This is a genomic window from Leptospira limi, from assembly GCF_026151395.1.
In the GTDB taxonomy this organism is placed as follows: Bacteria; Spirochaetota; Leptospiria; order Leptospirales; family Leptospiraceae; genus Leptospira_A; species Leptospira_A limi.
The window spans coordinates 1,694,979-1,717,500 of sequence record NZ_JAMQPV010000001.1 but is presented as its reverse complement, the minus strand read 5'-3'; the positions used below and the strand labels follow the sequence as shown (position 1 = coordinate 1,717,500).

Genomic DNA, 22,522 nt, shown 5'->3' with positions numbered 1-22,522 from the left:
ATTTAAAATACAAAAATGGTTCGAATCAAAGGTTAGATTCTAATTCCAAAACAGAAATCTCAGAGGGAGCACCCAAACGGAATGGAGGACCCCAATAGCCGGTTCCTCGGCTTACATAAATTTGTGTATCCTTGTATCGATGGAGTCCAGCCACAAATTTTTGTGCAAAGTATATGAGTATGTTCCCAGGGAAAAATTGCCCACCATGAGTATGGCCTGAAATTTGTAAATGAAAGCCAACTTTGTTTGCTTCATATACACTATTTGGTTGGTGAGCCAAAAGGATTTTGTAATCAGAATTTTCCCCACCAGCCATGGCTCGTTTAGGATTTGTTTGGTGGGATTTAATCATAGATCCAGCGGTTAAATCAGTCACACCTGCCATTAATAATTTTGCATTCCCTACTGGGATCGTTTCGTTCTCATTGAGTAAAACTCGAATTCCTAAAGCTTCAATCTCAGGTAACCAAGATAAAACTCCGGAATAATATTCATGATTTCCCGTTACATAAAAGGTTCCGTATTTTGATTGGATATCAGCCAAAGGTTTTAAGTGGTGTTTGAGTGTCACCGCTGGTCCATCGACTAAATCTCCAGTGATGACAACAACATCGGGAGATTGTGCGTTGATTTTTCCAACCACTCTTCGTAGGAATTTTTCCTTGATTGTGGGACCTATATGAACATCTGAAATTTGTACGATTTTAAATTGATGGAGGTCAGGATGTAAATTCTTAACTGGAATTTTGACATGTTTGGTGGTTAGTCGAACATGTGCATTGTAAAACCCAAGAGAACTCAGTGCAGTGGCAACAACAATGGTAGAAAACGCCAAACTAAAGTTTTTTACCTCTGTCACACCATCAATTGGAAACCCAAAATGTAGTAAGGTCGAAAACAAAAGTCTGGAATAATCTGAAACTATCCCAATATCAAGAAGTCGTAGTAGATCCATTAACAAAACCAAAGTGAACAGGATCGAAAAAAATCCAAAATTGGTGAAAGTGACATAGGCAAAAAACGTCTGGGTTTTTTCCCGTTTTGACATACGACTAAAGGCATAAGTTAAGGGGACAAGGAGAACCAGGGCTCCAATTCCGACAAGAATCATGGTGACGATAGGACCATTCAGTGAAAGTCCTGAGATTAATCGAAAGGTAGAATAATAATAGATAAATCCAAGTATGGATGTTAATACTGACAAAAATACAAAGAAAGCTTTCAATGAGAATACCCTACATATTGGACAGTTTTTTGATAGAGAAAGTGACCTTTATTCATACAAGAAGGATAGGATGAAAGAAAAAGATACAATTCGAACTAAGTCAGATGTGATTCTCATCGGAGCGGGAATCATGAGTGCCACTTTGGGAGTTTTATTAAAAGAATTAAACCCCCACCTAACGATCACAGTTTTAGAGAGACTCGATGCTGCGGCAAGAGAAAGTTCCAACGCCTGGAACAATGCAGGAACAGGACACTCTGCTTTTTGTGAATTAAATTATACGGTTGAGAATGAAGATGGATCCATTCAGACAAAAAAAGCCCTTCAAATTGCTGAGTCGTATGAAATTTCTAAGGAATTTTGGGCCTACCTTGCGGGCATCAAACAAATCATCGATCCCGAGGATTTTATCCATTCTGTTCCTCATTTTAGTTTTGTTTGGGGAGATGAAAATGTTCGTTTTTTAGAGAAACGATTTGCCGCTTTAAAACAATATGAACTATTTAATGGACTGATCTACACAGAAGACACAAAAACAATTTCAGAGTGGCTCCCCCTAGTCATGAAGGGTCGTGATCCAAATCAAAAAGTGGCTGCAACTCGAATGGATTTAGGAACTGATGTCAATTTTGGAACCTTAACACGTGCTATGTTTCGTTATTTAGAAACGTTCTCCGATGTTCATGTCCATTATTTTGAAGATGTAAAAGATTTAGAAAGAAGTGAAAATGGTAACTGGCACCTAACTTCTCATAATTTACAAACTCATGAAAAAGAACACCATGAAGCAAAATTTGTTTTTATTGGTGCTGGTGGCGGAAGTTTACCTCTTTTAGAAAAATCTGATATACCTGAGGCATCAGGATTTGGAGGATTTCCTGTCAGTGGCCAATGGTTACGTTGTAAAAATAAAAAAATCATCAAAGAACATTTTGCAAAGGTTTATGGTAAGGCAAATGTTGGTTCCCCTCCTATGTCTGTTCCTCATTTGGATACACGTATCATTGAGGGGAAAAAAGAATTATTATTTGGACCTTATGCTGGTTTTACGACAAAATTTCTCAAAAAAGGTTCTTATTTGGATTTAGTAAAATCTTTGGAATTTGATAATATTTTCCCAATGTTATCTGCAGGGATGCACAACCTTCCTTTGACAAAGTATCTGATTAGCCAAGCATTACAATCTCACGAAGACCGAATCGAAGCATTAAGGGAATATTTCCCTGAAGTGAATTCGGAAGACTGGGAACTTGTTGTTGCTGGGCAAAGGGTTCAAGTCATCAAAAAAGATGAGGACGAAGGTGGTGTATTAGAATTTGGAACAGAAGTTGTGTCAGCAAAAGATGGATCCCTTGCGGCTTTACTCGGTGCAAGCCCAGGCGCATCAACTTCTGTATCCATCATGTTGGAAGTATTATCAGACTGTTTTCCAAATGAAATGAAATCCAAAGAATGGAGTGATAAGTTAAAAACCATGATTCCAAGTTTTGGTGAATCAATGAAAGATCAGCCAGAACTCTGCTCCTTGAGTCGAAAAAGAACAGAGGAATTATTGGGATTAAGAACCTTGGTTACTTAACTTTTTTCCGAAGTTCGATAACAACTTTTTCCTTCGACTCCACAGTGTACAAGGCCGATCCTTGTGTGGAGTCGATGATCCTACGCGGGCTCACACCTTTTTCTCTCAGTACACGAGAGATAGCTTGTGCTCTTTCGAAACCCAAATCATAATTTTCAAAGTTACCTGGTAAGTCCTCTTTATAAGGAGACGTATAAGTAATGATGAGAATATCATATTCTTTAAATTCATTCTCTAAACTTCTTGCAATCGCATCTAACCTTGCGCGTCCTTCTAAATGGATTCGACTGGATGGTAAATCAAATATCTCACTTGCAAAGAATACAAAACGTTCGAGTTTTGATTCATTTGGAATACTTGCTGTTTTCAATTGGTCATCATTAGGGATGGAATCAATCACTCGTTTTGGAGTTTCTTCTGATGGATATGGATCCTTTTTTGATAATGAAAAATTAATTCCAAATCCAAACTTTCCAGCTGTCTCTTCATAATTACCTTTGTTTCGATAACCAGAATTTGGTGCCTTATAATTGACTATGTATGTATTTGCGTGTTCTACTTCGGCGCTAAGAAAAAATCGATCCGTGATATGATAGCGGATGCCAAGACCTCCAAAAACTCGATTCACAGTACCACCATATAAATTTTCAGATCCATAACCTGCCCCAATCTTTAGATAAGGATCAAACGCACTATTTGGGTTTATATGAAAAAATAAATTTACATCTGCAGTTAACGCATTATAGAAATCTCGTTTTTTTTGTAACATAAATTGAAACAAATCACCTGCGTTTAGTAAAGCTAGTTGGTTAGAAACTGATCCAGCAAACAATGCAGATCCAGTGACAGCTCTCGGATCAACAGTTCTGAAATTAGTGGAAGAAATTACTTGGTTGGTTGCGGAAAGTCCAATCCCAAAATATTTAAAAATTCCATATTCAAATCCGAGTTCACCCCCTTTACTAGAAAGCTTTGTTCTGTCTTCAGTCAATCCTGTGTAATACGTATAACTTAAATAGGCCGCAGTAATGTTGTTTGGTGGAACTGAACTGACTGCAATATAACCAGGGAAATTATAATTAAAAACTCCTTTTTGAATGGTACCTGAATTGTTACCAAACCCTCCAATTCCCATTCCATAAAAGATCAAATTTCCTTTATCAAAACCTTGGCCCCTTAGGAAAGCACCTGGGAATAAGGATAAAATCAAAATTGTCCAAAAAACAAGGTTTAGTTTCCATTTCTGCATGGGTGATCTTGTTCCAATATCGTTTGTTAATGCAAGTTTATTTTTTGCCTAAAAATGTCACAAAGCCACCCCTTCATTCGTCTTGTTAGGGAGGTTTCCGATGAAAACAAAGGTTTTAATTGTAGGTGCAGGTTATGCGGGCATTCTCTGCGCCAATCGTTTGCAAAAACAAAATAAGGATATAGAGGTAGTGCTCATTTCCAATTCTGAGTTCTTCCAGGAAAGGATTCGATTCCATGAATTGGCTTCAGGGAGAAACGATAAAAAAATAGAGGTACGAGAACTCATTAGAAAAAAGATTCAGTTTACCATTGGCCAAGTATCAAAGATTTCACCCAATTCCAATGCAGTGGAAGTAAAAACAGATCAAGGCACAATTGTATACAATTACGATTATTTGGTTGTCTCCATTGGAAGCCAAAATACGAAAACCAAAATGGAAAAAGAGAATTCAATCCAATCTAAAGAGTCCTTGGACTTATTTCTAAAATCAAAACACCCACAAGATATAGTTGATTTATGTATATTGGGTGGTGGTCTAACAGGAATTGAATTTGCTACCGAATGGAAAGAAAAACATCCAAACACAAATGTTACCATTGTGGATCAAAATCATTTTGGAAGATCCTTTTCCAATGTTGGCAAGGAATATATCAAAAATAAGTTTGAATCTTTAGGAATCAGAGTGATCGAATCGAAGGTAATCAATAAGATTGAGAAAAACAAAATTCAGTTCCATGACCAAACCGAAGTAAATTACGACACGCTTATAAACTGTACAGGCTTTCATGTTAATGATCTGCTTACAAAATCTGGCTTTATCACAAATGAATCCAACCAAGTCTTTGTTGATCCATTTTTACGATCCATAAAATACGAGAATGTATATGTTGCTGGAGATGCGGCTAAGCTAGAACCTTCTCATTTGCGAATGGGTTGTGTAACTGCCCTACCAATGGGAGCTTATGTTGCCGACACGATCTCAGATGTATTACACAACCGAAACATTTCTCCATTTCGATTCCATTTTTTTGGACGTTGTGTCTCGCTGGGAAGAAACGATGGCCTCATCCAATGGACAAACTTTGATGATTCTCCAAAAGAAAAAATAATCAACGGAAAATTAGGCGCATTGATCAAAGAAGGCGTAAATCGTTTTACACTGATTGTCTTACGGATGGAGAAGTTTCTACCATTTCGATTTTATTTTTGGCCCAAAGGGAAAGAACAAAGAAACTCAAATGAGTTTAAAGAAACAATGATCCAACAGGGAGAAACATAAATTGGAAAATTTACAATCTTTTTTAGAATGGAAACCATATTTGTTTTCCATTGCCTATCGAATCACTGGTAGTTATGCAGACGCAGAAGACATTTTACAAGAGAGTTACCTTAGGTGGCTCTCAGTGAATCATACGAAGGTAGAAAATCCTAAATCCTACTTAGGAAGTATCGTGGCAAGGCTTGCCTTTGATTTATTAAAAAAAGCATCACGCAAAAGGGAAACCTACATTGGACCCTATTTGCCAGAACCAATTCCTGAATTCACTTCCAGTATTGATGATGAAAAAATAAATTTTGCATTTTTAGTATTACTGGAAACATTAAATCCATTTGAACGTGCAGTTTTTTTATTACGTGAATCGTTTGATTTTGATTTTGAATTAATCTCAAAAATTATTGGAAAAACCCCGGGATACACAAGGAAAATTCTAAGTAGAGCCAAACAGGCATTAAAAGAAAGAAGAAAAAAATTTGATCCAGACCCCAAACACCAAGAGAAACTTCTAATGGAATTCAGTTTGGCTTGCATCAAACAAGATACAAACGCACTTTCCCAATTACTCAAAGAGGATGTGATTGCTTATTCTGATGGTGGTGGGAAAGTCCATGCAGCAAGGATTCCGATTCCTGGAATCATTCGAGTCATAACATTCTTAAAACAAACAACAAAAAAGGCAACTAATTCATCATCGGTTTACTTTGGTTATGCGAATGGGAGTCCCGTCACCATCGGTTATGGGAAAGACGGATTTCCTAATTTTGTACAATTCATCATGATTGAAGAAAACAAAATCAGTGAAATATTAACAATTGCCAATCCGGACAAACTGAAAGGGTTTCAAAACAAGGACCAATTAAGAAAATTAGGATATATACGAAAACCAAACTATTTCCACATGATCTACCTTTGGATCAAAAATAAAATCCTGAATTTTGTTAAATAGACTGAAGGATAGGTTTATATCATATCGTCATATAAGATACAAATGTTCCTTCGATTCGTACTGAAAGTCGCGATACCATTTTTAATCTTAACTTTAGCAGGATGTTTTTCTTACGACAAACCAAACCCACCCACAGCGGAAAAAGGAGTATTGGATCTAAGAAATTGGAATTTTGATCTAAATGGAAATGTTCCCTTAAATGGGGATTGGAAGATTGTGTGGAAACAATTGGTAATTACGCAAAATGATAATTCCAATTTCACAAAAATTCCTGGCAATTGGACAAACATGGGAGTTCCTTACAAAGAAGGATATGCCACCCTCCAATTAAAAATTTTAGTAAATCCAAATGCGAAAACATTTTACTTACAAAACGGAGTCACAAGGAATGCATTCAGAATCTTAGTTGGAGAAGAGAAAATTTATGAATCTGGGAAGTTAGGTCTCGATAGTGAGTCAGAGATTTCGAGTATCAACATACAAACCATAGCACTTCCTTCACGAAATGATAATGAAATCAATTTAAACATCCAAGTGTCTTGTTTTCACTATCATGTTTGCGGAATTGCGACACCATATCTGATCGGAACACACGAAGGAATCACAAAATCATTTTTTGAAGCAACTAGTCGTGATATTTTAGTGATGGCTTCTCTTGGCACACTTGCCTTTTTTCACTTTGTATTATTTCTTTTCTGGAAAGACGAAAAAACCCATCTCTATTTTTCCTTTGTATGTTTTCTTGCATCAGTTAGGTTACTAAGTATTGGAGAGACTAGGCTAATTTACAATTACTTTCCCATGGGTATTTATGAAATCATGGTTAGACTCAATGGATTTTCATTTACATTATTATACCTTTCCTTTGTAAGATATGTAAAAGAAGTTTATCCTGATAAAAAATATTCATTCATCTATTCGTCGAATTATTTTTGTGCAATACTTTTGTTGTTTGGAATTCCTTTCCCAATTCCCATTTATTCACAAATACAATCGCTTCATTTAATTTTATCGTTACTTGGATTATTCTCTCTAATGTATCCAATTGTTCACGGAGTATTGATCAAAAAACCGGGTGCAAAATTTTTTCTATTTTCCCTCGTTTCAACGATGTTACTCTTTTCTTTAGATATCTTAACTGAATTTGCTAAAAAAGGAACAGCTTATCTCGCACAATATGGGTTTTTAGTATTTGGGCTATCACAAGCATTGTTCATAGCAGATCGTATGATCCAAAATTTTAAAAATCGAGAGAAACTCAAACAAGAGAAAGAGTTAGCTCTTGCAGAAGTAAAATTTAAATCCGCTTTTTTATCCACTATGAGCCACGAAATCCGAACACCAATGAATGGAATTTTGGGCATGACTCAAATGTTTGGGCAAACTAACCTAACTGAAGAACAAAAAGAATACTTAAGCTTAATCCAATTTAGTGGAGAGAATCTTTTATTATTAATCAACGATATTTTAGATTTAACAAAATTAGAGTCAGGTAAATTTGAATTAAGATTAGAACCTATCGTTTTAAAAAAATTATTAAATGATATGGTTCAATTATTCAAATCCAAATTGAACACTGAATCAGTGAAGATAGACTTAGTCATCGATGGTGAGATTCCTGATACCATCATCACAGACCAAAGGCGATTCACTCAAATCCTATCTAATCTTTTGGGAAATGCAGTTAAGTTTACCGAGAATGGATCGATCTCAATCATAGTTTCCTCTCTTCCAATGGAAGATAAAAAAAGTCAATTGGTCCTACAAGTGAAGGACACTGGAATTGGAATCCCAAATGAAAAAATAGATGAACTTTTCCAACCTTTTATGCAAATCCATTCACACTTGTCTGGAAAAACCAATGGAACGGGATTAGGTCTTACGATTACAAAAAAAATTGTAGAAGAATTATCAGGTACGATCACTGTACAATCACAATTAGGCAAAGGATCCGTCTTTCAAGTTGAAATCCCGGTCGAATGCACACATGATACTATCAAAACAAACAAAGTAACAACAAACCAAAGTATTCTAAAAGTTGTTGAATGGGAAAAACATTTAGCCGAACAATTCCCTGCAAAAATTTTGGTCGCTGACGATGATTCGATCAATCTCAAAGTATCAAAAATGTTTTTAAAAAAACTAGGCTATACAGCAATAGTTGCAGAAAATGGAAACGATACACTCTTATTAGTGGAAAAAGAAAAACCAGATTTTATATTTTTAGATGTTCAAATGCCAGATTTAGATGGAATCCAAGTTGCCAAACAAATTAGGCAAAATCAAATTTTGACAAAACAACCAATCATCATTGCATTAACTGCAAATGTGATGGAAGAAGAAAAGGAAAAATGCCTTGCAGCAGGAATGAATGATTTTATGACAAAACCTCTGTTAATACAAGAACTTGTATTTATGATCAAAAAATGGTCAAAGGAATAGTGAGTATGGAACATTCTTTGGTGATTGGAGGCACTTCTGATATTGGCGTTTGGGTAGTTGAGTCTTTAGCAAAACGAGGACATTCAATCTCCATCACAGGGAGAGACAAACAGAAATTATCCGAATTACAAAACAAAATCCTTTCAAAATACAATATATCAATTAAAACCCATGAATTAGACATCACAAACATGGAATCTTTTGATTCCTTCTATTCTGGATTAAGTGTAGAGCCAAATCATGTTTATATCCTCGTTGGTTATTATGAAAACCAAACATTTGCCAGAGAAAATTGGAGGGAATTAGAAAAAACCATCCAAATCAATTTTACTGGAGTTGTTGCACTTGTGAGTGCCATTTCGATCAGCATGGAAAAAAGAAAATCGGGAAACATTACAGTCGTTAGTTCTGTTGCAGGGATCAGAGGCAGAAAATTAAACTACATTTATGGTAGTGCAAAGGCTGGTTTAACAACTTATCTTTCTGGTCTGCGTGCACTTGTTTTTCCAAATGGTGTGCACATCGCTACTATATTACTTGGACCAGTCTATACGAAGATGTCAATGGGACACAATTTAATTCCTTGGTTAACGTTAACACCAGAAGAAGCAGGCGAAAAAATAGTCATTGCTGGATTAAACAAAAAAAATGAAGTTTATATTCGTTGGCCTTGGCGTTTCATTATGTTCATCATCCAAGTCATTCCTGAATGGATATTCAAACGTCTTCCAGCATTTTAGAAAGTAAGATTCCCTACTTTCTAAAAGATTAAGGGTAACTTACATAATTCCAAACATTTTGGAATCCATTGAACATAGGGCATGAGTGCATTGCAAGTGATCCCATTCCATTACAAGACGTTGTCACCAAACGTTTGCTATTTCCAAAGGGACTCCCAACATTCACATTTGTCAATGCTCCCACCATTCCTAATGGGCTTAACCAAACATCAGTAACCTGATTCATATTCCCACTGAGGTTGGCAATTGAATCGTTTTCATGGATCAATCCATAATAAGAACCTGCAGGTGCTTGTTGTGAGAGCCCAAACCATGATGGATTGGAAGCAGTTTGCAAACTATAATCGGAAACTCCACTGTAGATGGAAACTCTGCCTACAGTTCGAATTTTTCCTTGGTAAGCAGCATGACCACTGCCTTGGGAATGTCCACCGACATAAACACTCGACCAGAGAATCGAACCACCTGATACATATTGGTCCCAACCTTGCCCTGGATAATTTTGATTTAAGTAAAGTAATAAGGATAAAAGTCTGCCTTCGATTGCATTGGCAGAATCCACTGCCACATAAGGAGAGACAGATTCACCTGTTACGATTTCACGCCTTACTAATTCAAAACAACTGGCATCATTCCTTGCAATACCTTGGTTACAAATCGTATTCACAGCCTCACCATTTGGATAACTAAGCCCAATGACATGGTATCCTCTTGTAGCACCGTGTTGTAATATCGCATTAATTTCACAAGGAGTAGAATCAGTACCAGGATAAAAAACTGATAATCTATTTTTTTGGGAAACACCTGTTTGTGGTGGAAATACTTGGTGAGGAGCATTAAACGTTGTGATTTGAGAATTGGTAAGGGATGGCGCAATTTGATAACGAACAAGAGAACCAACAGCTCCATTGGAAGGAAAGGCATTTTGGCCTGCGCAGGAACGCACATACAAGTTTAAGGAAAGAATTTTTAACAAATCTTCATTTGTATCCGACTCTTTTTTACAAAAGAGAAACGACTGAGAAAAAGAAAATATGACAATGAAACAAAGTAAAATACGCAATCTTTTTTGTAAGGATAGAATTTTCAAGTCGGTTACGCTTCTCTCGATTCAGATCAAAATAAAAACTTTTGCAAGTTTGGCAATCCAATTCTCAAACACACAACACCAATCGAACACATGGATTGGTGTTGTATCATACCTCACTTCAGTTCTTTAAACTTAAGAATCATCGTGTCGACATTGGATCCAATCCCTTCGATTCTTGTTACATTCAAACCTTCCCGGTCAAATAAACTGATCACTGCGGAATGATTGAATTCTCCATTTGCCATTTTTTTATAATTGATGCCAAGAACCACTGACAACATCCGAACGTCTTTTTCCTTTCCCGTGAGAAGTGTCCAATTTTGACCAAGGCCCATCTTCTTTTTATAATCTTTTAACACTTGGGGTTTATCATTTTCTGAATCAAAACTCACAAGGATGACATTTGGTACTTTGCCTGATTCTGATTCGATTTTTTTTGCCACTTGTTCCAAATCAGAAACTAACCGTGGGCAAATGGAAATACAAGAAGCATAAAACATACTGATGAGAAACGGTTTTCCTTTCCAATCAACAAAACTTACCGATTTATTCTCTTCATTTTGCCATTGGCTTTTTAGTTCTAACAAACTCCCTTGTGCTGGTTCATTTGCAGCTAGTATTGGTTCATGTTCATGGTGATGATTTGCATTATGTTCGTCACACTGCAAAAATGAAATTCCTATAATTAAAAACATAAGATAAAAAAAATATTTTGAAATCGTTTGATTCATTTTGAACCTTCCTTTCTATTTTGGTCCGCCACACATCGAAATCCTAAATACTTTGCCGTATACCAACCTTTTAAGCCAGCGCGGTATCCAAATCGCATATAGGATGCATAATTCGAAAAATCATTAGCTTTCAGTGATCCTCCTCCGCAAAAGAGACTACTTTCAATATCAGAATCTTGTCTAGAATCACCCGTCACAGAAGAATTATTAAAATCATACACCCATTCCCAAATCATTCCATGTTGGTCATATACTCCGAGTTTGTTTTTGTACAAACCAACTTTTGGTAGTACTTCTGGTCTTGGTTCCCCATACCACTTAAGAATCACTGCTTCAATCGCCTTTTGGTTTTTGCCTTGTGGAGGAATACTACCTACATACTCCCATTCAGTTTCCGTGGGCAATCGTTTCCCTTTTGATTCACAATAAGCCTGGGCTGAAAACCAAGAAACATTCGTAACAGGCGCTAAATGATCTGATTCCTTTGGTTTACCGTTTTTCCAATCAGCCAGGTAACCAGCATCCACAAATAAAGAAGATGGTTTTCCTTTTTTCCACTCGGGATGATGTATCGTAAATTCGTAAAACTCTTGCTTGGTGACAGGATACTCGTCCATATAAAAACTGTCCACTTTCACTTGGGCATTCGGTTGAGTAGAACCATCTTTCAGAAAGGGTTTCCATTTCCCCGAAGGAATCTTTACCATTTCTGATTGTAGGGAACCATAGGAAACAATCGAAACTAAGACCATTACAAGAATCGTTTGGTGATTCAATTTTGTTCGATGCTTCATTTTTTCCATATGATCCCTTCCCTTCTTAAGTAAGGCTACTTCACTTCTTGCTCAGTGACCATATAACCTTTATTGTTCCAATTATGGTAAACATAACTCAATACACTTGCAATTTCTTCATTGGAAAGTTCGAGGTGAGGCATTACGTTATTGTATTTTTGACCATTCACTGTGATTTGCCCACTTAAACCTTTTTTTAACACTTGGATGGCTCTTTGTTTATCAGCGTTTAAAAAATCTGATTTTGCTAGTGGTGGGAAAACTCCCGCAACACCTTGGCCTTCTTTCATATGACATGCGGAACATACCGACTTATAAACTCTTTCCCCATTGGCTAAAATTTCTTCTTTGGTTTTGGCAGAAACTTTTGGTTTTACCTCAGTTACCATCCTTTGGATGGCCGGTCCTTCCGGTAAATAAACAGTATCTTCTTGTTTTCCAGAATATACATTTGGATTAGGTTCACCTTCTACTTTTAACATTCCAAGCGAACCTTTGTTAAATGTTCTAAAGATGGAATGGTCTACGAGTATCAATGTCCCTGGCACATCAACCGTAAAATCAACAATAGCGGATCCTCCAGCCGGGATGAGAGTGGTTTGCACATTGTTTTGGTTTGGTAATATTCCACCTTCTGTATAGACATGATCAAAAATTTCTCCAATCACATGAAAGGAAGAAACTAAATTAGGACCACCATTTCCAACAAACAATCTAACCTTTTCACCTACTTTTGCTGTAATTGCACGATCTTCCACCAATGATCCAACAGAACCATTAAACACTACGTAGTCTGGAATTTCAGTAATCGCCTTCTCCATGCTAAATGATTGAAGGCCTGGTTCCCCATTTTTCCCTTTTGTATAAAACTCACTTTGGACAACGTAGTATTCCTTGTCCACTTTTGGTAGATCATCTTTTGGTTGCACAAAGATAAGACCATACATTCCATTTGCAATGTGCATTCCCACTGGTGAAGTAGCACAATGATAAATAAAAAGTCCAGGATTGAGAGCTTTGAATGAAAATTTAGAAGCATGTCCAGGGATTGTGAGAGAAGCTGCAGCTCCACCTCCTTGCCCAGTAACAGCATGCAAATCGATGTTATGTGGCATCTTACTGGATGGATGGTTTTTTAAATGGAACTCCACTTGGTCCCCTTCCCTAACCCGGATCATAGGTCCAGGCACTGATCCGCCAAATGTCCAGAATGTATATTCCACTCCATCTGCAAGGCGACCTACAACTTCCACAGTTTCTATATTGACTACGACTTTTGCTTCATAGGTGCGATCAATGTGGGGAGGCACTTGTGGCGCATATGTTAGTTTTGCTTCCACTGTTGTTTCTTTTCCACATTGGAAAAGAAAGGTAGATAAGTATAAAAGGAACAAATAAAAGATGGTTTGTCTTGATTTTATGAAATTCATATGATTTACGATTCCCTATGTTTTTAAGTGTAAGCAGTTTTTTGTATTCTAACATTGATGTAAGTCAAGAAGATTGATTCAAAGAAACAAAAAACACAAAGAAGGTGATTTTTTGGATGTTTCCCTTTTCCCTCATGCAAAAAGAAAACACATAAAATTCTAAATCGACGGATCGGAATCGATTGGAAAAATTGGTATGTTGCCTCTATGACAGACCCACAAACTAGCCTGAGCAAATTCAGAAGTCTTCTTCATATTTCTTCCATTCTCAATGCAAACCTGGATTTGCACCAATTACTTCCTCTCATCATGTTATACTCCAAGGATTTATTGGAAGCAGAAGCAAGTTCCCTTTTCCTCTTGGAAAACGATGAATTTTTATACTGTGAGGTTGCACTGGGAGAAAAAGGAGAGATCATCCAAGAATATGCTAGGTTGGAACTCGGAGAAGGCATCGTGGGGATGGTGGCAAAAGAAAAAAAACCGATCGCGTTAGTAGATGCCTACAAAGATCCAAGATTCAATCCAAGTATGGACAAACGAACTGGTTTTAAAACAAAATCCCTTATCTGTGTCCCACTCTTTGTAGAAGAAAGGTTGATTGGAACACTGGAAGTGATCAATAAAACAAATGATCGTATTTTTAATGATTCTGATTTAGAATATTTGATTTCTCTATCAGAGGTTGCAGCCACTGCCATACAAAATGCAAATGTCAAAGATAGTTTAGACAAACGAATCTTAGAACTTTCTCTTTTGTATGAATTTGAAAAACTTTCTGTTTCGGAAAAAAGCCTAAACGAACTTGGGAAATGGATGTTAAACCGAGTTTTAGAATACTTAGGTGCAAGTTCTGGAACCATTTACATAGCAAATAACACCAAACAAGAATTAGGGATCCTAGCTGCCAAAGGAATTCCTGAAGAAGCTTATGACCAAATCAAAGTTCCCTATGGGAAAGGTGTTTCAGGTTGGGTCGCGGAGAAAAAAGAAAGCCTACTCATTCATAATTTGGACATGGACCCTCGTTATAATAAACTTTCACCTTATAGGTTTGAATCCAAATCCTTGATTTCGGCACCATTAATTTACCAAAACGAACTATTGGGTGTGATTAGCATCAATAACAAACTTTCAGGATATGCTTTCCAACATTCCGATTTAGACCTACTTACAAACATTGCGGCAAGACTCAGTAATACGATTAAAAATGCGCAACTTTTCCACCAAATCGTAGATACAGGAAAAGAACTCAGTCGTGCTAAAAACATCATGCAAAAAATCATGCCATCTGTTTTACCAGAGACAAAAGAATTGAGTTATGGAGTTTCGCATATCCCACTCGAACAAGTTGGCGGTGATTTTTATGATGTAACACAAATTGATGAGAACCAATATTCGATTTTGATTGCGGATATTTCTGGGCATGGACTTTCCGCAGCGGTTCTAGCTGCCATGTCCCATATGGTATTAAAAAACTTTGAACCAGAAATCAAACAAAGCCCTTCTTTATTTTTAACCACACTCAACCATATGTTGTTTGGCAAATTGGCTGGAAATTTTCTCACAGCATTCTATGGAATCATCAATATCAAAGAAAATTCCATTCTCTGTGCGAATGCAGGCCATCATGCACCTTTCCTCCTCAAAACGGGAGAATCAAAGGCAAAACCATTAGATGTAAAAGGGAAAATCCTTGGGCTCATTCCAGATCTTTATTATGAAGAAAAAACATTCTCTTTTGGTAAAGGGGATAGGCTTGTACTCTATACTGATGGAATTACGGAACATATGTCAAAAGACCATAACAAACGTTATGATGACGAATTATTCCAAATGGCTATCACGAAAGGAAAATCGAACGTAGCACAAGAATGTGCAAACCTACTCATCCAAGAAGCCAAGGATTATGTAGGTTCGGTTGAATTTGCAGATGATGTGACAATTCTCATCGTCGATCGAAAGTAAATCTTAAAAGATCAAAATCTACAGTAACGTTAGTCTTATTGGTTATAGACACATTCCGTTAAACTAAAACAGTCTGACCAAAGAACAAAGGATTTCAAAGATCGATGGATTCGTTTCCTTTGTTTCGTAAGGTTTCGAGTAACTCTGGATTTTCCAAACAGTCTTTTGCCAAATCAGATTCAAATTTTTCCACTAACATCCGTAAGGATACATTAGAAGTTTCAAAATTTGAACCCCCATCCACAGAATCCGAGAAAATGGGAAGGACAATATAAAACGGAATCGTTAACCAAGAAACAATCCTACGACCTTGGATTGGGTATGTGTAATCACGTATGATTTTTTTGTCTTCGCGATCCATCAGTGTGAAGGTCACATTGGAATGGGTTTCCACAAACGAAGGGAAAATACCAAGGGTGAGTAAAAACAAAACCGCAGAAATACCTGCTGAATCCGTGCCTGTTTGGGTTGTATAGGTAAGGTTTAATTTGGAAGTCCGACTGAGTTTGAAAAGTTTTGATTTTGCCAGTTCAAATTCCAGTCCAGGTGAATTGTACAAATTGGCTTTCGAAGTTTCTTCAACACGGATGAGATGGAATCTGATTTTATCACCAGTGATTTTATCTAGGTCAACAGCCGTTTGATTCGATTCATTTGCCAACGCAAAATAATGAAAATTGCAGGAAATAAAACTAAGGAAAACAAAAGAGAAAAAACACCGAATCACGAATTGCATACGTCTCGTAATTCTGGCATACAACCATCTCATCTGCAAGCTGATTTCCGCGCAAGGGGGAGTAGCGGAAATCCTTTCGCGTAAGCGAAAGATTGAAGCGGATCACCCGGTCCCTTTCCGTTAGGAAAGGGATGTGCCCCCAATCCCTTCGTTGCGATAGTTTTCTTTGTACTTGGTATAATTGTTTGCCGTACGGGTGATGATCTCGCGGTCTTTGTCTGTGATGTCTCGGATGATTTTGGCGGGGCTACCCATCACGAGAACTCCTGGTGGGATTTTTTTCCCAGGCGGGACAAGGGACCCGGCCCCCACAAAAGACCACTCCCCGATTTCCACATCGTCCATGAGCATGGCTCCCATCCCCACAAAACTATAGTCTTTCAATACACAACCGTGGATGGTCGCATGGTGGCCGATCGATACATAATCCCCAATCGTGACAGGATACAAATCTCTTGCCACATGTACGAGGGTCATGTCTTGGATATTCACATGTTTGCCAATCGTGATGGTATTTACGTCTCCTCGTAACACACATTGGAACCAAATCGAGGACTCTTCCCCGATGCTAACCTTGCCTAAAATATCGGCAGAAGGAGCCACCCAAGCCGTAGGATGGATGGAAGGAGTATGGCCTTGGAAAGAACGGATCATACTTGCTACAGAATGTCGGCTAAACTGAAACTCAAGGTCTTTTCGTTTTTTCCGCTTGCGTTTTTACCTTCCGACAAGTTACCGTAGTCTTAGATTCAAATGGGATCTCACTCCTCAACAACGCTATTTTTCTCTAAAAACCTGCTAAGGAATATTTCATGGCAATAGACATCAAAGTCCCCGAGATGGGGGAATCCGTAACCGAAGCGACTATCAGTGCTTGGACCAAAAAAGAAGGCGATGCTGTCAAAGTAGACGAAGTACTCGCCATTTTAGAAACAGACAAAGTCTCATTAGAAATTCCTGCTCCTACCTCAGGGGTATTAAAATCCATCTCTAAAAAGGTGGGGGATGTGGTGCACGTGAGAGACATCATTGGTGCCATCGAAGAAGGTGCCGTGGCTTCTGCGCAAGCAAGTTCCAATACCCCAGCTCCAAAAGCAGAAACACCAAGCGCACAACCTAACACAGGCAAAGTGAATGAGGAACTTCCTCCTGCTGCTCGTAAACTCATTGAAGAAAATAAATTAGATGCCTCAAAAATTACTGGCACCGGTCGTAACGGACAAATCACAAAAGAAGATGTAATCCTTTATATGGAAAAAGGTGGTTCCAGTTCCGCTGCTCCTTCTAAGGCCGCGTCACCAAGCCCAGAGATTCCAAAAGCAGTAGTGGTATCGGCAAACGCTGGCCCAAGAGAAACCGTTGTGCCAATGACAAAACTCCGCCAAACGATTGCAAGCAGGCTTGTGAGCGCACAACACACGGCAGCGATTCTCACTACGTTTAACGAAGTGGATATGGCGCCGATCATGGAACTTCGCAATAAATACAAAGACAAGTTCAAAGAAACTCACGGTGTGGGTCTTGGTTTCATGTCACTCTTTACCAAAGCTGCAGTGGCAGCATTAAAAGCATATCCTGCCATTAACGCAGAGATCCGTGGAACAGACATTGTCTACAAAAACTACTATGACATCGGAGTCGCAGTGGGTGGGCCAAAAGGACTTGTGGTTCCGATTGTTCGTAATGCTGACCTTCTCAGTTTTGCACAAATCGAACAAGAGATCGCAAGGCTTGCCGGAAAAGTCAAAGACGGAAAAATTTCTCTCGAAGACATGGAAGGCGGAACGTTCTCCATTTCCAACGGTGGTGTGTATGGTTCGATGATGTCGACACCAATCCTCAACCCTCCACAATCAGGAATTCTTGGAATGCATAACATCGTCAAACGTGCGGTAGTTGTGAATGACCAAATTGTCATTCGTCCGATGATGTATCTTGCTCTTTCTTATGACCACAGAATTGTGGATGGAAAGGAAGCGGTGCAGTTCCTAGTGAAGATCAAAGAAATGGTAGAGGATCCAACAAGACTCCTCTTTGAGGTATAGTTACCAATATGGAACAATATGATATCGTTGTCATTGGTGCAGGTCCTGGTGGGTATGTGGCTGCGGTTCGCGCAGCCCAACTCGGGAAAAAAGTAGCCATTATCGAAAAAAGAAAAACTCTCGGAGGGACTTGTCTCAACGTAGGTTGTATTCCTTCCAAAGCCCTTCTCGATTCTTCAGAAGAGTATCACAAAACCAAACACAAATTAAGTGACCATGGAATCTCAGTGAAAGATGTCAAAATCGACATCGCGAAGATGATGGCTCGTAAAGACAAAGTGGTAAGTGAAGTGACATCGGGTGTTGACTACCTGATGAAAAAAAATAAAATCACTCGTTATTTGGGTCATGCTAGTTTCATTTCCAAAAACGAAATTTCGATCACTGCAGAAGATGGGAAAAAAGAATCCATTTCTGGAACGAACATCATCATTGCCTCCGGATCTTCTCCGATTGAAATCCCACCACTCCCTGTGGATGGAAAAAACATTGTTACCTCAGACCACGCCATTGCTCTCGATGCAGTTCCCGAACACCTCATCATTGTAGGTGCAGGGGTCATTGGTCTTGAGCTTGGATCTGTTTGGTTACGACTTGGTGCAAAAGTCACTGTGGTGGAACTCATGCCACGCCTCTTTGGAACGGCAGACCAAGCGATGGCAAGTCTTGCGGAAAGACTTCTTACTGGGCAAGGAATCAATTTTCTCTTTGAAACCAAAGTGCATGGTGCTAAGGTAAAAGGGAAAAAAGTAGAAGTCGAAATCGAAGGCAAAGATGGGAAAAAAACCATCCTCGAAGGAGACAAGGTGCTTGTTTCGATTGGCCGTCGTCCGAATACAGATGGACTTGGTGCCAAAGAAATTGGTGTCGAGATGACTGACCGTGGTCGCATCAAAGTAGAACCTAACAAATTCCAAACGAACATTCCTAATATTTATGCCATTGGGGACGTGATTGATGGTCCGATGCTTGCACACAAAGCAGAAGACGAAGGGATTGCTGTTGCGGAACTCATTTGTGGAAAGTATGGTCATGTGAATTACAAAGCCATCCCATGGATCGTTTACACTTGGCCAGAAGTGGCTTGGGTAGGACTTGGGGAAGAAGAACTAAAAGCCAAAGGCATTGAATACAAAGTGGGTAAATACATGTTCAAACCCAATGCACGTGCTAAGGCCATGAACGAAACCGATGGACAAGTAAAAGTCCTTGCTGACAAAAAAACGGACAAACTCCTTGGGGTTTACATCGTAGGACCGAGAGCATCTGACATGATTGCAGAAGCCGCAGTTGCGTTTGAGTTTGGTGCCAGTGCAGAAGACATAGCTCGTTCTACACATGCTCACCCCACTCTTTCTGAAGTCCTCAGAGAAGCGGCGATGGATGCTGATGCGAAATGGTCCATCCATTCGTAACATAACAGTTGTTTTGTTGTTTTAGGGAGATTATATGACAACCGATCAGATGATGAGTTTATACGGCGATAACGTTGTATTATTGGAAGAGTATTACAAACAGTTTAAGGAAGATCCATCTTCTTTAACAAAGGATTGGATCGATTTTTTTGGGGAATTAGAAAGGTCCTCAGTTTCGAACAATGGTTCGAATGGAAGTGGGTTCAATGGAAATGGATATGTAAACTACACGTCTACCGAACACCGTAAAGACTCATCTCTCAGTGATTTTGGTATCATCAACCTTCTCAATGCATACAGAAGGCAAGGTCACTTAGCAGCAAATCTCGATCCGCTTGGCATCAACAAACCCAATCGTGAATTCATTGATCTTAAAATTAAAGCCCTGAAACAAACTGACTTAGACACGGAAGTGGATTCTGGAATTTCCAATCTTGGAAAAACCAAATTACAGAATGTCATAAATTGGTTTGAAAAAACGTATTGTGGTTCGATTGGCTGTGAACACTACTACCTTGTCAATGATGAGGAACGGGAGTGGTTACAAAACCGAATGGAACCACTTGCCAACAACGAACCGATCAGCAAAAAGACCGCCTTACGTTTGTTTGAAAAATTATACCAAGCAGATAGTTTTGAAAACTTCCTCGCGAAAAAGTTCGTAGGGAAAAAACGTTTTTCTCTCGAAGGTGGAGAAACCATGATCCCAATGCTTGACACCCTTGTGGAAGAAGCGGGTGGTCATAAAATGGATGCCCTTGTTATTGGTATGGCTCACAGGGGACGACTCAATGTTCTTGTGAACATTATCCGTAAACCTGCAGGTCTTATCTTTGCTGAGTTTGAAGAAAAACTAAACCCAGGCCAATTAGGATACGCGGACGTAAAATACCATCTCGGTTATTCTAACCATGTGATGACCCATTATGGAAAAGAAGTCAAACTTTCCCTTGCCTTTAACCCTTCTCACTTAGAAGCCGTAGACCCAGTGATTTTTGGATCGGTTCGTGCACGCCAAGAAATGGCAAAGGACATGGACCGTTCGAAATTTATGCCAGTTGCCATCCATGGGGATGCCGCGTTTGCGGGCCAAGGTGTTGTCGCAGAAACACTCAACATGATGAACCTAGAAGGGTATACGGTAGGCGGAACTTTTCACATTGTGATCAATAACCAAATTGGATTCACCACTCTCCCAAGTGAATCTAGATCCACATTGTATGCAACAGACCTTGCAAAAGGTTTCCAAGTTCCTATTTTCCATGTGAATGGAGACGACCCAGAAGCAGCATACCGTGTCACAAAACTTGCGTTAGAATACCGTCAAAAATTCAAAAAAGATGTAATCATCGATTTGATATGTTACAGAAGGCTTGGTCACAACGAAACTGACGAACCAACGTTCACTCAACCTCAGATGTATGACATCATCAAAAAACACCCCAAAACTATTTCTCTTTACGAAGAGACTTTATTGCAACGTGGGGACATTACAAAAGAAGAAATCCAATTCATCAAAGACGGAATCCAACAAGGACTTGAAACTTCCTTCCAACAAGCAAAGGAAAAAGACACTCGCATTACAGTGGATACGCTAGGCGGGGTTTGGTCGAGATACACCAAAGAGCCACTCGATTCTGATGTCCATACGGAACTCCTCCAACAACAATTAGGTGGCATTGTGAAAGCAGTGACTACCCTACCAGAAGGATTTACAGCCAATCCAAAACACATCAAAGTGTTGGAAGACCGTAAAAAAATGGGGGCTGGTGAACTTCCGATTGATTGGGGATTTGCGGAATCACTTTCCTTTGGTTCCATTTTGGAAAATGGATTTCCAATCCGACTTGGGGGCCAAGATGCGCAACGGGGAACATTCTCTCATAGGCACGCAACACTCTCGGATATTGTGAATGGGAAAAAACTTACCCTTCTCAACCATATCAGCGACAAACAAGCAAAGATCGAAATTGTAAACTCATCCCTTTCGGAATACTCTTGTTTAGGTTTTGAGTATGGTTATTCCCTTGCGGATCCAAGTAGCCTTGTGATGTGGGAAGCACAATTTGGCGACTTTGCTAACAACGCGCAGGTGATCTTTGACCAGTTCATTTCCAGTTCTGAAATCAAATGGCAAAGGATGTCGGGTCTTGTTTGTTTATTACCACATGGTTACGAAGGCCAAGGTCCAGAACACTCATCCGCAAGGCTTGAGAGGTTCTTACAACTATGTGCACTCGACAACATCCAAGTGGCAAACCTCACCACTCCAGCACAATACTTCCATATCCTTCGACGCCAAATCCTACAAAGTTTTAGAAAACCACTCATCATCATGACACCGAAGTCACTCCTTCGGTTGAAAGATGCAGCTTCTAGTTTAGAAGATATCACAACGGGTGCGTTTAAAAAGATCCTTCCGGATCCAGTGGCAAAACCAGAAAAAGTAGAAAAGTTACTCTTCTGCTCTGGCAAGGTTTACTATGACTTACGTAAGGCGATTGATGCCCAAAAATTAGAAAATGTAGCAGTCGTTCGTATCGAACAACTCTACCCTTTCCCTGAAAACCATATCAAACAAATGATCACCAGTTACGGAAAACTGAAAAAATTTGTATGGGTTCAGGAAGAGCCAAAAAACCAAGGTGCTTGGTTCTTTGTGAGAGATCGAATCGAAGCAGTGATGCCAGAAAACAAACGTCTGCATTACGCAGGTCGTTCAGAATTCCCAAGCCCTGCATGTGGACATGTGGTCACTCACTTAAAGGAACAAGATGATTTGGTAAAGGATGCTTTGTCCTAAACAAAAACCGAACGATCAGGCAACTTGAGTTATAACTCTGCAGGTTT

At 38.9% G+C, this 22,522-nt stretch carries 17 protein-coding genes; 9 read left to right on the top strand and 8 right to left on the bottom strand.

Annotation, left to right across the window (positions count from 1 at the left end):
- Positions 1–25 precede the first annotated feature (25 nt).
- Positions 26–1,225: a metallophosphoesterase gene (locus ND812_RS07925; protein WP_265375002.1), complete on the bottom strand. Its 1,200-nt coding sequence runs from the start codon at positions 1,223–1,225 to the stop codon at positions 26–28.
- A 70-nt stretch (positions 1,226–1,295) separates the two neighbouring features.
- Here ND812_RS07925 and ND812_RS07920 point away from each other — a divergent pair, with 70 nt between their 5' ends.
- Positions 1,296–2,804, top strand: coding sequence for a malate:quinone oxidoreductase (locus ND812_RS07920; protein ID WP_265375001.1), 1,509 nt, complete (start codon positions 1,296–1,298; stop codon positions 2,802–2,804).
- Here the strand turns inward: ND812_RS07920 and ND812_RS07915 are convergent.
- Complete coding sequence (locus tag ND812_RS07915; RefSeq protein ID WP_265375000.1) at positions 2,797–4,053, bottom strand: OmpA family protein; 1,257 nt, start codon at positions 4,051–4,053, stop codon at positions 2,797–2,799. The two genes, ND812_RS07920 and ND812_RS07915, sit on opposite strands and share 8 nt — an antisense overlap.
- 100 nt (positions 4,054–4,153) lie before the next feature.
- On the opposite strand from ND812_RS07915, the gene ND812_RS07910 reads away from it, so the two are divergent.
- Genes ND812_RS07910 through ND812_RS07895 form a run of 4 tightly spaced genes read left to right on the top strand, consistent with a single transcriptional unit; the run spans position 4,154 to position 9,463 of the window.
- Positions 4,154–5,335 (top strand): NAD(P)/FAD-dependent oxidoreductase, encoded by a 1,182-nt coding sequence (locus ND812_RS07910; protein ID WP_265374999.1) that lies wholly within the window; start codon positions 4,154–4,156, stop codon positions 5,333–5,335.
- A 1-nt stretch (position 5,336) separates the two neighbouring features.
- Positions 5,337–6,281, top strand: a complete 945-nt coding sequence (locus tag ND812_RS07905; protein ID WP_265374998.1) for a sigma-70 family RNA polymerase sigma factor — start codon at positions 5,337–5,339, stop codon at positions 6,279–6,281.
- 42 nt (positions 6,282–6,323) lie between these two features.
- Positions 6,324–8,723 carry an ATP-binding protein gene (locus tag ND812_RS07900; protein WP_265374997.1) on the top strand — a complete coding sequence of 800 codons (2,400 nt, stop codon included), beginning with the start codon at positions 6,324–6,326 and terminating at the stop codon, positions 8,721–8,723.
- A gap of 5 nt (positions 8,724–8,728) precedes the next feature.
- Positions 8,729–9,463: an SDR family NAD(P)-dependent oxidoreductase gene (locus ND812_RS07895; RefSeq protein ID WP_265374996.1), complete on the top strand. Its 735-nt coding sequence runs from the start codon at positions 8,729–8,731 to the stop codon at positions 9,461–9,463.
- 28 nt (positions 9,464–9,491) lie between these two features.
- Here ND812_RS07895 and ND812_RS07890 read toward each other — a convergent pair whose 3' ends face one another.
- The 4 genes from ND812_RS07890 to nirK all read right to left on the bottom strand — a co-directional run bounded on the left by ND812_RS07890 (position 9,492) and on the right by nirK (position 13,508).
- Positions 9,492–10,553 (bottom strand): BPSS1187 family protein, encoded by a 1,062-nt coding sequence (locus tag ND812_RS07890; RefSeq protein ID WP_265374995.1) that lies wholly within the window; start codon positions 10,551–10,553, stop codon positions 9,492–9,494.
- A 113-nt stretch (positions 10,554–10,666) separates the two neighbouring features.
- A complete protein-coding gene (locus ND812_RS07885; RefSeq protein WP_265374994.1) occupies positions 10,667–11,284 on the bottom strand; it encodes an SCO family protein in 618 nt (205 codons plus the stop codon).
- The gene (locus ND812_RS07880; RefSeq protein ID WP_265375927.1) at positions 11,281–12,036 is read right to left on the bottom strand and encodes a formylglycine-generating enzyme family protein; all 756 of its coding nucleotides are present in this window, start codon (positions 12,034–12,036) and stop codon (positions 11,281–11,283) included. The genes ND812_RS07885 and ND812_RS07880 overlap by 4 nt, the downstream gene beginning before the upstream one ends.
- A 77-nt stretch (positions 12,037–12,113) precedes the next feature.
- Positions 12,114–13,508: a copper-containing nitrite reductase gene (gene nirK / locus ND812_RS07875; protein WP_265374993.1), complete on the bottom strand. Its 1,395-nt coding sequence runs from the start codon at positions 13,506–13,508 to the stop codon at positions 12,114–12,116.
- Positions 13,509–13,715: 207 nt separating this feature from the next.
- Between nirK and ND812_RS07870 the strand changes: the two genes are divergently transcribed.
- Complete coding sequence (locus tag ND812_RS07870) at positions 13,716–15,476, top strand: GAF domain-containing SpoIIE family protein phosphatase (RefSeq protein WP_265374992.1); 1,761 nt, start codon at positions 13,716–13,718, stop codon at positions 15,474–15,476.
- A 94-nt stretch (positions 15,477–15,570) separates the two neighbouring features.
- Here the strand turns inward: ND812_RS07870 and ND812_RS07865 are convergent, their stop codons facing one another.
- Together ND812_RS07865 and ND812_RS07860 are read right to left on the bottom strand one after the other, a co-directional pair.
- A complete protein-coding gene (locus ND812_RS07865) occupies positions 15,571–16,212 on the bottom strand; it encodes a hypothetical protein (RefSeq protein WP_265374991.1) in 642 nt (213 codons plus the stop codon).
- A gap of 120 nt (positions 16,213–16,332) precedes the next feature.
- Positions 16,333–16,866, bottom strand: coding sequence for a gamma carbonic anhydrase family protein (locus tag ND812_RS07860; RefSeq protein WP_265374990.1), 534 nt, complete (start codon positions 16,864–16,866; stop codon positions 16,333–16,335).
- A 158-nt stretch (positions 16,867–17,024) separates the two neighbouring features.
- Here ND812_RS07860 and odhB point away from each other — a divergent pair, with 158 nt between their 5' ends.
- Genes odhB through ND812_RS07845 form a run of 3 tightly spaced genes read left to right on the top strand, consistent with a single transcriptional unit; the run spans position 17,025 to position 22,475 of the window.
- Positions 17,025–18,257, top strand: coding sequence for a 2-oxoglutarate dehydrogenase complex dihydrolipoyllysine-residue succinyltransferase (gene odhB, locus ND812_RS07855; protein ID WP_265374989.1), 1,233 nt, complete (start codon positions 17,025–17,027; stop codon positions 18,255–18,257).
- 8 nt (positions 18,258–18,265) lie between these two features.
- Positions 18,266–19,672: a dihydrolipoyl dehydrogenase gene (gene lpdA, locus ND812_RS07850; protein ID WP_265374988.1), complete on the top strand. Its 1,407-nt coding sequence runs from the start codon at positions 18,266–18,268 to the stop codon at positions 19,670–19,672.
- A 34-nt stretch (positions 19,673–19,706) separates the two neighbouring features.
- A complete protein-coding gene (locus ND812_RS07845; protein WP_265374987.1) occupies positions 19,707–22,475 on the top strand; it encodes a 2-oxoglutarate dehydrogenase E1 component in 2,769 nt (922 codons plus the stop codon).
- Positions 22,476–22,522: the final 47 nt, after the last annotated feature.